Origin of the sequence: Pectobacterium polaris (genome assembly GCF_002307355.1) — a bacterium.
Taxonomy (GTDB): Bacteria; Pseudomonadota; Gammaproteobacteria; order Enterobacterales; family Enterobacteriaceae; genus Pectobacterium; species Pectobacterium polare.
Map to the genome: position 1 here is coordinate 1244155 of NZ_CP017481.1, position 12362 is coordinate 1256516.

The 12362-nt window shown below is 52.5% G+C and carries 8 protein-coding genes; 2 read left to right on the forward strand and 6 right to left on the reverse strand.

Annotation, left to right across the window (positions count from 1 at the left end):
• Positions 1–192 precede the first annotated feature (192 nt).
• The 6 genes from BJJ97_RS05655 to BJJ97_RS05680 all read right to left on the reverse strand — a co-directional run bounded on the left by BJJ97_RS05655 (position 193) and on the right by BJJ97_RS05680 (position 9667).
• Positions 193–690, reverse strand: coding sequence for a hypothetical protein (locus BJJ97_RS05655; RefSeq protein ID WP_095993329.1), 498 nt, complete (start codon positions 688–690; stop codon positions 193–195).
• Complete coding sequence (locus BJJ97_RS05660) at positions 687–4874, reverse strand: RHS repeat-associated core domain-containing protein (protein WP_227003565.1); 4188 nt, start codon at positions 4872–4874, stop codon at positions 687–689. Before BJJ97_RS05660 ends, BJJ97_RS05655 begins: the two co-directional genes overlap by 4 nt.
• Positions 4875–4891: 17 nt before the next feature.
• Complete coding sequence (locus BJJ97_RS05665) at positions 4892–5332, reverse strand: DcrB-related protein (RefSeq protein WP_095993330.1); 441 nt, start codon at positions 5330–5332, stop codon at positions 4892–4894.
• Between the two features lie 76 nt (positions 5333–5408).
• Entirely contained in the window at positions 5409–7268 is a 1860-nt protein-coding gene (locus BJJ97_RS05670; RefSeq protein WP_095993331.1) for a type VI secretion system Vgr family protein, read from the reverse strand.
• 91 nt (positions 7269–7359) lie between these two features.
• Positions 7360–7878: an Hcp family type VI secretion system effector gene (locus tag BJJ97_RS05675; RefSeq protein WP_012822145.1), complete on the reverse strand. Its 519-nt coding sequence runs from the start codon at positions 7876–7878 to the stop codon at positions 7360–7362.
• Positions 7879–8416: 538 nt separating this feature from the next.
• Positions 8417–9667 (reverse strand): valine--pyruvate transaminase, encoded by a 1251-nt coding sequence (locus BJJ97_RS05680; protein WP_095993332.1) that lies wholly within the window; start codon positions 9665–9667, stop codon positions 8417–8419.
• Positions 9668–10059: 392 nt separating this feature from the next.
• Between BJJ97_RS05680 and BJJ97_RS05685 the strand changes: the two genes are divergently transcribed.
• The gene (locus tag BJJ97_RS05685) at positions 10060–11268 is read left to right on the forward strand and encodes an aldose 1-epimerase family protein (RefSeq protein WP_095993333.1); all 1209 of its coding nucleotides are present in this window, start codon (positions 10060–10062) and stop codon (positions 11266–11268) included.
• Between the two features lie 162 nt (positions 11269–11430).
• Positions 11431–12342, forward strand: coding sequence for an EamA family transporter (locus BJJ97_RS05690; protein WP_095993334.1), 912 nt, complete (start codon positions 11431–11433; stop codon positions 12340–12342).
• The last annotated feature ends 20 nt before the right edge of the window (positions 12343–12362 follow it).

Here is a 12362-nt window from a genome sequence, read left to right on the forward strand (position 1 = left end):
CCTATCGTCAGCTATTTACCTGAAAGGTTGTAGTTTGGAAGAGTCGGCTTTATGACCGGAATGCGATAACGGTAGAGCGGGGCAGGATAGTGATTGAAACTGAGATTAATATCTGACATCGCGCATCACGGAATAAATAGTGGATAAAATAAATCCGGAAGGATTGTTGAGATCACTTCCGGTTATTTTTCACTAAGATATATTATATTTATTAATGAAGTCAGTATAAATCTCTTTTATATCATCATTGTTGTCTTTTTTACATTCATTCATTAGTTTTCTCCTCAAATCATTATAGTTTAAAAAAACCAATAATTCCGCAACTCTTCTATAAATATATTCATCATGGGAGGCGAGTAGTTCATCAAAGACAGATGTTAACCTATTTCTGACAGCATTGTTTTTTGAATTTTTTATTAGTATATCTCTAGCAAAAGAAAAGTTATCAATATTCCCATCTACAGCGATATCAATAATTATTGGTATTAATTTTTCGAGGTGTGAATCATCAAAATCCTCATCTCTTATAAATCTTAGAACTGCACCTTGTTCAGATACATTTCTAATAATTAACAACATGTCATCAAAAAAACCATGAGATTTTCTAAAGTAATGCTTAGCAGATAAGAAATTACTTTCGGCATCTTTTACCGAATTCCACTCTTCAGAGTGGATATTTTCAATCGTCATATCTTTCCACCATATTGCCAATTTATTGAATCAAATAAATTTTGAAATTCAGTCATTGGCATGTCACGTGTAGGGTAAATAGTAGCATGACCTGCTGCATGAGGTGAGCCAGGAATTACATCTTTTCCATCAACTTTAATGCCTAGACCATCGGGTAATTCGCTTCCTTTAGGAATTGTATGATAATGCCCACTTAATGGTGATTTATTAGGATCCAGTGTAGTAGAGGCACCCTGAGGTAATAGCTCGTCAGCTTGAGATTTCACCATGCCGTTAGCGTCAACATCGATATCTTTTCCCGGCCTTGGTGCGCGAGGCTTACTTTTGTTTCCGAATGCGCAATGTCCATTCAACCCCAGCGGATCCACCCACCCCAACGGATTAGGCGCATACTGATAAAGGTTAATTCCGCCCGCCAGTCCAATCGGGTCCTGCGTGGTGAAGCGTCCTACAGTGGGATCATAGTAGCGGAACAGGTTGTAGTGCAAACCGGTTTCGTCATCGGCGTATTGTCCGGCGTAGCGTAACGGCTGGGATTCCACCGGTTTGCCGTTGCGGAACCTTTCGCTGTCCTGCGTCTGCCCGTTGAGGGCTCCGAAGCTACCGTAGTCGCCGCTCCAGCGGACCGCGCCGTCCGCATCGGTCATCTCCAGCGGTGCGCCGTTCAGGTCCGTGTTGAACCAGCGGATATCGCCTTCGTTATCACTTGGGCGCTGGGTGATACGCGCTAACGGTGACCACCAGACGTTCGGGTCATAAATATAACTTTCTGTTCGGTCAGCGTGTTTGGCCTGCAACAATCGGAAGCCTTCCCACAGGAAACGTGTTTCTTCCTGCTTTCCGTCTTCGCCCCAAATAACGGTTTTACGAGTGCGTCTGCCCAGGGCGTCATAGTTATAGCAGGCGACAAACTCGCCCTGCGGACCCCGGCCCCGTGCTTCCAGCAGTCGATTATCAGCATCGTACTTGTAAAATTGCTCTGTTTCGCCGTCACGCCGCCGCGTCAGGTTGCCCTCACTGTCATACTGATTCCACAGATTACGCCAGTTCAGCAGGCGGTTGTCCGGCAGCGGAAGCGGGGCTGAACGTGAGTGGCCCGCATCCTGTATATTGTCCGCCGCATCGTAGCCGTAGGCCCGGTGATGCACCTGCCAGTGCACGTCAATGCGCTTCAGCAGACGGCCTTCTGCATCGTAATCGTACTGCACGTCCCCGCGCAGAGTGTCATTGACCGAGGCAAGTTCACCGGATGCGGTGTAGCTTAGGGCCCGCGATAATATTTGCTGCTCCGGCTCCGTGACATCCCAGAGCCCGCTGCGCAGTGAGGTTAGACGCCCGAGGCGGTCATAGTCCCGTCGCTGCTCACGTCGTCCCTGTGTACGGGTGACCTCCCGGTGCAGACGGTCACGGGTAAACTCGCTGACCACCTGATTATTGAATTTAACCGTGCTGACATGTCCAGAGCCGTAGCGCAGCCAGTGCAGCGCGTCGCCATCCGGCAGAGACAGGGTACCCACATTCCCCAGTGCGTCCCGCGTATAGCCGATGTCTCCCTCACTACCACACTCTCCCGACAGATAGCCTGCGGCATCATAGGTCAATCTGACCTCATCGGCGATAAGTCCCAGAGCGAGGCCTTCCTCGGTAGGCTCGCGTTTTAGCGCAACCAGCCGCCCTCTGTCACTGTGCTGGTAGTGAAACTCGGCGTGTGCATGTGCTCGACGCACCAGTTGCCCGGCCGCATCATGCTGATAAATATGCGTGATGGCTGCATCATTCGCCGCATTTCCGCGTTGTGCTCTCTGACACAGATGGCCTGCGTCGTCGTAGCAAAAGGTTAGCTCGACGCCATCTACGCGCCGTTCTTTAACCAGTCGGCCGACGGCATCATAGCCAAATTGGTATTCCGCGCTGTTGCCATTCTCTAACCGCAACAACAGCCCGCGCGTGTCATAGTGCCAGCGTTTTGTCCGGCGGAGGCGGTCTGTCACACTGACGGGCTGGCCCAATACGTTATACTGCCAGCGTACTTCGCTGTTCTGGGCATCACGCCATGTTTGTAACTGACCTCGGGCATTCCAGCGTAGCGTTTCCCGGCGACCATCCGGGTAGATAACGCCAGTCAGTTGCCCGCAGGCATCCCATTCCCGGCGGGTAGTGTGGCCTTCCGCATCGACAGAAGCCAGCAGTTGTCCGTAATGGTCATACTCAAAGGTACTGCATTGCCCCGAACAGTCAGTACGTGCCGTCAGCAGCCCCTGGTGATTCCAGGCGAGTGTCACGGTGCCGCCCAGTGCATCGGCGATGCTGTCCGGTAGGCTATCCTGCGCATGGGGATAGTGATAACGGGTGATGTTCCCTAATGCGTCGGTTTCCTCAACCAGCCGATCGAGGTCGTCATACAGCATCTGCTCACGGCTGCCGTCGGCATAGGTCACCTGCACAACATTATCTGTCAGCCGATACCACTGGTAGTGTGTTTCACGGTCCAGCGGGTCAGTTTCACTGAGCAGGCGACCGTAGTCGTCCCAGATGGTTTTGCGGCATGCGCCGCCGGGCAGGATGACCTCGCACAGTTCGCCATCGTCGCCATAACGCATAGCCGTAACGCGGCCATCGTAATCGGTAAAGCTGACGACGTGGTCATCATTGTCAAGCACCCACTGCGCGACGATGCCATCCTCCCTGCGGGCGGTTCTCCGTTGTCCGGCAAAGTCGTACTCCAGCGTGAGTTGTTCACCCGCGCTATTGCGGTATGCCACCACGCGAGGTAAATCCGCAATCTCCTGCCACTGATATTCGCTGAGCAGGCCGTTGGCATCTTCATGGCTGGCCATCAGCCCGTCATCCTGCCAGGTAAAACGACGGCGCACGCTACCGCCCCGCCCGGTGACGGTGACAAGCTGCCTTTGCGTATTGTAGGTATAGTGCACGAGACAGGTCGATTCATCCAGCCAAGCGCTTTCCAACCGACCATCAAGATATCGGCAGGTAATGTGCTGCCCGGCACTGTCCGTCAGTGTGTTAAGCGTGTCGTCGTCGTTCCAGAAAAGGAGTATGTCATTGCCACATGGCTCGGCAATGCGTGCCAGCACGGCCTTTCCCTGCGAAGACAGCGCAGTGTAATACCACACTTCACCGTCTGGCCCATAAACCGACCAGCTCTCATCCTGATGGTGCTCCAGCCAGCGTTTTTCCGCCGGGCAGTAGGTTCGCTGGCCGATAGGAACGAAAGGGAAGGAAATCAGATCGCCTGATGGTGCACGCCAGACCAAACCGTCCTGATAGCGCGTCAGCGTTGTTTCCCAGAATAGGCTCCATCCTTTTCCCAGAACGCTATCGCTGGGGTTACCGCTACGCCAGTAACGTTGCCAATACACGGGTAAGCGAGAGGGAAGGACAAAATCCAGTTCATCTTCATCCGACAGAAATTTTTGTCCGCTCACGATGTCTATCGGGCGGGCGATAATGCCCCCAGCCGCGACACCGGTCATGAGCACACCAAAGCGGCAGGCAATGCGTTGGATCTTATTGATACCGGGGAGTTTTTGTAAAAGCTGACCCAGTTTTCCGATCTTGCTCGCTGCGCCGCCTACGCCACCAATCAGTCCGGCGAAAAGCAGCGTTAAATCAGAGACTTTATAGAGCCATTCAGGAACTTCCGGTTTGATGGGTAATGTGGATTTGGCTTTCCCACCGATGAAAACATTGGAAGAACCTTCCGTGATAGTGGCGCCACAGTTCACTTTATCGCCAAGGCGGGATGCGGGCTGGTTGTTGATGTATACCGTTTCCGAGCCCTGCGCCACCTGCATGGAAGGCCCATCTTTGCTACAGCTGGCCACACTCAGGGTGGCGAGGGCGGCCTTCATACTGTTGATGAACACATTGCGTGAGCCTGTATCAATGGTTCCGGCTTTTGACATGCTGCTGGCACCCGCCTCGGCAATGCCATCACGCGCTTTTTCTGCCAGTACGCCAGTTGCCCAACCCACAGCAAAACTGAGGCCAATCAATAGTACGCCAACGCCCAGGCAAGAGGAGGCGAGACCCGCCACAAATAAGGCACCGGCAGCAATGCCACCGACTGCGGCAATCAACCCACCGACAATGGTGCCCGCAATCATGCCTGCTAACGCACCTGAATGCCCGATCCCATCACCAACGCGTGCGGCTTCAAACATAACAATATTCCTTATCGTTATTGGTTAAACGTAAAGCTCCCGATCAGGGCGTTGAATCGAGATTCATCGGCAGCAGAAGGCGCGGCGGTTTTCGATAGGGTGAAAACCAGAATCTGTGCGCTATCTAATGCGAATACCGCCTGTTGCTGCCAAATGCGTTGACCATCACGTATATAACTCGCCTGAAGGCTTTCACCTTCCAGTACGTTATTGCCTAACCAAATCGCTTCACGGCCCTGTGTTTTCCAGCCTTTAAAATGCTGAACCATCAGATCCAACTGCCTATCGATATAGCCGCTCAATACCTCTCCGTCGTTCAGTACATCGCGTGAAACTGTAAAAGCGGGTTCGCCTTCCTGACTGGGCGTGAATGCATTCACCGTGCGATCGCAGTAGCCGTCAGGCAGTGTGATGCGGCCTTCGGTGAAGATGCAGTGGGAAGAAGATGTCGTCGTCACGATAAAATGTCTCGAATAATGATGTGGTTGTAAGCGCTAAGCCACCACACCTATAGTATGGTGGCTCATTCCCTGATTATTTATTTAAATCAATACGTTCACTTCCGATTACGTTGACTTTAACGCCTTTGATATCGATATTGCCGTTCTGATAAATGGTCAGCGAGCCTGCTCCCGTCGTCAGTTCGATATTGCCGCCAGTCGAGGTGATGGTGATATTTCCCGTTACCGTCAGCTTCTCGTTCATCGTGACCTCGGTTTCTCGGCCTGCCCCGATGATGACTTTCTGGGCACCCTGAATCTCTGTTCCCTGATTCTCGACGACGTTAAGAATTTGATGGCGGCCTATGACACTGATCTGATCTCGTCCGACGTTTTCTGCATGATCGACGCCTACACCTGTACTGCGGTTATTCAGTACCACGGTGTTCATGTCTTTCTGAGCGTGGATAAACACTTCTTCCTGACCGGCCTGATCCTCAAAGCGCAGTTCGTTGAAACCCGCGCCCTTGTGCGTTGAAGTACGCAGTGAAGTGCGTGTCTTGTTCGCCGGCAGTGGATACGGTGAGGGATTGGTGGCGTGGAAGGTTCTGCCCGTCACGATCGGCTGATCGGGGTCGCCTTCGAGGAAACTCACAATGACTTCATGGCCGATGCGTGGGATGGCGATCAGGCCGTACTGGCCACCGGCCCAGCCCTGGCTGACGCGAACCCAGCAGGAGCTCTGGTCATCGCTTGCACCGTAGCGGTCCCACGGGAATTGCAGTTTCACCCGGCCGTACTGGTCGCAGTAAATCTCTTCACCCGCCGGGCCGACGACGGTGGCGATCTGCGGGCCGTCTACCATTGGCTTGTACGGCAGGTCGGCGCGCCAGGTGGTGCTGGCTTTCACGACCTCGAAGCTGTTGCTGTAGGTGGTCGGTTCGCCGCCGCTTTCTTCTTCCAGCGCCTGCGGCTGCTGTCCGCTGTGGGTGATGGCAACCAACTGCCAGGCGATATTGAGTGCCAGATTGGGGTGTTCGGTTAAGGTAAAACTGCTGCCCGGCATCAATTCAGCGGCATTGGATTCGCCTGAGCCGGTCATCGCTGCTGCTCGCAGTGCGTCCAGCCGATAGCTGGTAAAGGCTTTGCCGCTCGGGTCTTGCTTAAAACGACCGGGGTAGTCGAAGTGCTGATAGCTTTCGCGCTGGTGCTCCAGCTCACCACTCATCTTGTTGTGCAGTAATCCGTAGGCTGGGGTTTTGAAGCTGTAATCCTTCAGCGCTACCTCGGCAGTCCGTACCGCCTCGGCATAACGGAAACGGCGTACGTATGCCCCTTCGCTCAGCCCCTGTGTGGCAAGGTTGAAAAACAGTTCAGGGCCTTTCGCCAGCGCGCCGGCATCGTCGGCAAAAACCAGCCGATGTTTGCCTTCCTCAAACTCATGGAAGAAGTATAGCCCTTCCTCTGCGGCCAGTCGGGTAATAAAGGCTAAATCGCTTTCCCGATACTGCACGCAGTATTCGCGCACCGCGTGCTCGTTACGCAACGCAAAGGCGTAGTCGGTGATGCCCGCTTCTTCCAGCAGTGTGCCGATAATCGCTTCCGGTTTCTGTGCCTGAAAGAGGCGGGCGTTAGTACGCAGCCCCAAACGCCACAGCGCCGGACGGATTTCTGCCTGATAGCGCGTGCGGCGAAAGCCAGTGTCGCCCTGCGCGAACGCGCTGACAATGCCGCTCACTCGCCTTTGGAGCTCACCCTCGTACCACACCAAAAGTTCACAGGGCTGGTCGAGAACAGCACCAAAATCGATCCCCGGTAAGGGACTGGCCAGATTCAGCGACAGGGCAAACGGCTGATTAAGCGCCTCGCTGAGCTGAAAATCCACCACGGAAAAGGTCGATGCAGGCAATGCGCCGACCTTAACGGTGAACTGTAATCCTGTACTGTTTGCCATCCGTCCTCCTGATGCTGTCATCCACACTCAGGCATGGCGTAGGCCATGGCTCAATGCAGAAAACCCGGGCAAGCCCGGGTTAAATAGAAACTTATGCTTCGACCGGCGCACGCCAGTCATCGGAACCAGAAGTCCCTGCAACGGTGTGTTCCCAATCGATTTTGCGGTAGGCCAGCGACACTTCGATCAGCTGGGTGTAGTCCAGCTTCGCTGGATCCTGGCAGTGTGGCATCTGGCAGTTAACGTCAACGATGGTGGCATCGGTCAATACGGTAGAGAAGAAGTGCTCTTGCTTACCTTCAACCGACGTGCGGTACCATTTCAGGGTCACGGTTGGCAGCATTTCGCCAGACGCCAGGGCGTTGTACATCAGCGGAACCGCTTTGTTCAGCGCGACGGTGAATTTGAACGGTTTGTGTACACGCTGACCGGACGGCTGACCAGACTGTGGGTCGGTCGGTACGGTGACGATGTGTTTGAATTCCTGAACCAGCATTTCGTCTTCGTGGCCTTCCACATAGATGTTGCCGACAGAATCAGAAGTGAAAGCACCCGCGGTGATGTTGCCCTGAGTTTTACCTTCGATGCTGATATAGCATGGAGTTGGCATAGTCTTGCTCCTTGTTGTTAAACGGAATGAGTTGTTGAACAGGGTTAGTACTTCGCCGTTCACATAGCAATTCATGTGCCAAAATTTATCTATTTGTTTTATAAATGAATTTACCTAATTCAAATTTTTACTAAGCAAAATTTGAGCAAGAAGTTGCGCAGACCTCGTGAATCGTTTGCAGACATTGCGCAAAAAGTGATTTACACCAGAAAGTGAGCAAGAAATTGCGCAGAGTGCGCAGTTATACTGAAAGTTTTGGTTAGGGCTGTGAGATGACCGTCTTTTTGGAATGGATTAACTATTGATTGGGGGTAAATCAATGTTATTACCGATTAAAAATGCAGAAAATAATTAAAGAAACTAATCGTTAGTTTCCTGATTTTATGAACGATAAGAATAGGATGGCAAAAACTGGGAGAGTGAATAAAAAGAGGGGAATGCCTGACCTTGGCATGCTGCAAGTGGACGGTAAAAACAGTGGGGCGGTTCTTTGCCCCAACCGTATGTCGTTTAATGACGCGTCTATTTTTGCGGCGAATTAGCCTTCCTGCATCGCTTTTTCCACTTCTTCCGCCAGAATCGCAATACCGCGTTCGATTTTTTCCGGCTCCGGCACATAGTTCATGCGCATGCACTGGTGAGCGTGCGGCCAGTCCTGATCTAAGCCGGGGAAGAAATGGTGACCTGGCACCATGAGGACACCACGTTTTTTCAGGCGTTGGTACAGAATTTCCGTCGTGATAGGCAGATCCTTGAACCACAGCCACAGGAAGATCGCGCCTTCCGGCTTATGAATCAGACACTGCTCGGGCGACAGGTAGCGGCGAATGATCGCGATGGTTTCCGTTACGCGCTGCTGGTAGAACGGGCGTATGACGTCGTTAGATAAGCGCAGCAGATCGCCACGCTGAATCATCTCGTGTGCCAGTGCTGGGCCGACCGCACCCGGAGACAGGCTAATGATGCCGTTCATGTTGCCGATTGCGGATATCACCTTTTCATCCGCAATCACGATACCGCAGCGTGAGCCGGGCAGACCCAGCTTGGACAGGCTCATGCACAGGATGATGTTCGGGTTCCACAGCGGCGTGGCATCGCTGAAGATGATGCCGGGGAATGGTACGCCATAGGCGTTATCAATCAGCAGGGGAATCTTGTGCTGCTGCGCCAGAATATCCAGACGCATCAGCTCATCGTCGGTCAGCACGTTACCGGTCGGATTGGTCGGGCGGGAGACGCAGATCAGCCCGATCTCATCGGTAATCGACAGGTGATCGAAATCGACGTGATATTTAAATTGCCCTTCGGGCAGCAGTTCGATCTGCGGACGAACGGAGACGAACATATCGTCGTCCAGCCCGGAATCCGAATAGCCGATATATTCCGGTGCCAGCGGGAATAGCACCTTTTTCAGGCTGCCATCGCTGTGGCGACCAGCAAACAGGTTAAATAAGTAGAAAAACGCACTCTGGCTGCCATTTGTCAGTGCAATGTTCTGTGGTCCAATCTGCCAGCCTAATTCATTACTCAGCAGCTCGGCCAGCACCTTAAGCAGCGTATCCTTACCTTGCGGGCCGTCGTAGTTGCATAGCGCTTCCGTTAATTTCCCTTTTTCCAGCATATCCTGACACAGCTGTTTGAAGTAGCTGTCCATCTCCGGAATATGCGCCGGATTGCCGCCGCCCAGCATGATTGCGCCTGGCGTACGCAGCCCTTCGTTCAGGTCGTCCATTAATTGGGTGATGCCAGCGTGGCGCGTGAATTTCTTGCCGAAAAGAGAAAAGTTCATAGTTTATTTATCAGTGGTCGTACACAGGTTACCGGCAACCATAGCGCTTGCGCCAATAGGGTGCAATGTGGTCAAAAAACAGACTTGTAATTTTTTATCCCGCGTAGCGTTTACTATTTAGAATAAATTGCTGATGTGAACATGAATGTGAGAATGGTTTCAGACGGTAGGCTTTATTTTGCTGAAACGACTTCAGCTTTTACTGATCGATATCTCAATAATTCTGCAATTATAGATGCCATTCATGGTGAATTAGTGATGTTAATTGGATAAATAACGCGACAATGCCGAATTTTTCCATCTGGTGATAGCTATCACATTCTGACTATCCGCTGATTTGTAGTCTTTATCTCGCATTAGCTAAAACAATTCAGCAGAGAGGGGTGGTTAACATGAAAAAATTACTGGCTATAGGCATTACACTGGCGCTGACATCATGGCAACTATCGGCACAGACGTTTGTGCTGACAGATGCTGAAGGCAGTGTGGAAAAGGGAAACTGGCAAATTGGCAGTGATGCCCTGAAGATCAACAATCAGCATTTCAGCATTGAGCAAAAAGTCCTGCACGGCGGACGTCAGGAAGGCAGTAAAGTGATCACGATTACCAGTCAGGACGGCCTGAAAATTGCCCTCAGCCCGACGCGAGGGATGAACTTGCTGCATGTGACGGGAAAAAACATCCGTTTGGGGTGGGATTCACCGGTTGATGAGGTCGTCAACCCGAATACCATCAATCTGGAAAGCCGTAACGGGCTGGGCTGGCTGGAAGGTTTCAATGAGATGATGGTGCGCTGCGGCTTCGAATGGACAGGGCACCCGGTCGTCAGTGATGGCATGATCTATACCCTGCATGGCCGCGCGGGCAACACGCCAGCTTCAAAAGTGGTGGTGGAAGTCAGCGATATAGCGCCGCATACCATTACGGTGCGCGGCCTGCTGAAGGAAAACAGCTTTAAGAAGTCGAACCTGGAAACCTGGACCGAGCTGCGTTACGTCCCCGGCAGCGAGTCGTTTACCGTGCACGATGTGCTGACCAACAAAGCCGACTACCCGCGCGACTATCAGATTATCTACCACAGCAATTTTGGTACGCCGATTCTGGAAGAAGGCGCGCGTTTCATCGCACCAGTAAAAGACATTTCTCCGTTTAATGACCATGCCAAAGCAGGTCTGGCAACCTGGCAAACCTACAAAGGCCCGACAAAAGACTTTGATGAAATGGTGTTCAACATTACGCCATATACGGATGCACAGGGCAAAACGCTGGCGGCGCTGGTGAACAAGGCGGGAGATAAGGGCGTGTCGATTGCCTTTGATACCCATCAACTACCGCTGCTGACGCTGTGGAAAAACACGGACACGGAAAAACAGGGCTACGTCACGGGGATCGAACCCGGCACTAACTACGCCTATCCGGTTACGATTGAACGTGAACAAGGACGGGTCAAAAAGTTGCAGCCCGGCCAGAGCACGACATTTGAGCTGACATATAGCCTGTTGAGTAGCGCTGATGCAGTACAGAAAACGGAGCAGCAAGTGAAAGCCATTCAGGGTGACAACAAAACCACGCTGACGGAAAAACCTATCGCCATCGAGTAACGTTATCTATGCCGGCCACAGAATCTGGTGGTCGGCTATCTCACGTCATGGTTACGCTTAGTCATTGTCACGTAACGTCATAATTATCTTTTCTTATCCGTTTTTTCATTTTACGCGTACCTTGAGGAAGGTATTTGTTACGTATTTGATCAGGGGATGAGGATGTCGTTGAAAGATGCGCTGCTTGCGCTTTGTGTTGTCGTGCTATGGGGCGTGAACTTCGTAGTGATCAAGGTTGGGCTGAACGACATGCCGCCTTTTTTACTGGCAGGGCTACGTTTTTCGCTGGTGGCGCTCCCGGCAATTTTCTTTGTTCCTTTCCCACGTATTCCCCTGAAATGGCTGCTCGCCTATGGCATGACAATCAGCTTTGGCCAGTTTGGCTTCCTGTTTTTAGCCATCAAACTGGGCATGCCTGCGGGAATTGCCTCGCTGGTGTTACAGGCTCAGGCCTTTTTTACGCTGCTGGTTGGCGCGGTCTTGCTGTCGGAAAAGCTGCGCTGGAATCACGTCGTCGGCATTCTGGTGGCGGCGCTAGGGATGGTGGTGCTGGCAGAAGGCCGCACAGCGCTGCAAATGTCATCCGGAATGACCACCACCACGCTGCTACTGACGCTGGCGGCGGCGCTGTCATGGGCGGTGGGCAACATCATCAATAAAGTGATCATGAGCCAAAACCGCGACGTGCGCATCATGTCGCTGGTGGTGTGGGGAGCGCTGGTGCCTGTCGTGCCGTTTTTCATCAGCTCCTGGCTATTTGAAGGTCGGGACGCGATTGTCCATAGTTTAACTGCCATCCAACTGCCGACGATTTTATCTCTGGTTTATCTGGCGTTTGCGGCAACCATTATTGGCTATGGGATTTGGGGAAGCCTGCTAGCGCGCTATGAAACCTGGCGTGTGGCACCTCTGTCGCTGCTGGTGCCGGTGGTTGGGTTGGTCAGCGCCGCTGTTTTTCTGGGCGAAGCGCTCTCGCGACTACAGATCGTGGGCGCGCTGCTGATTATGGTCGGCCTGTTGGTGAATGTGTTTGGTGCGCGGCTGCGTTTATGGCTGCGCTCCCAGCCGCTGTAGCACAAGGCCGAACCGCTAAG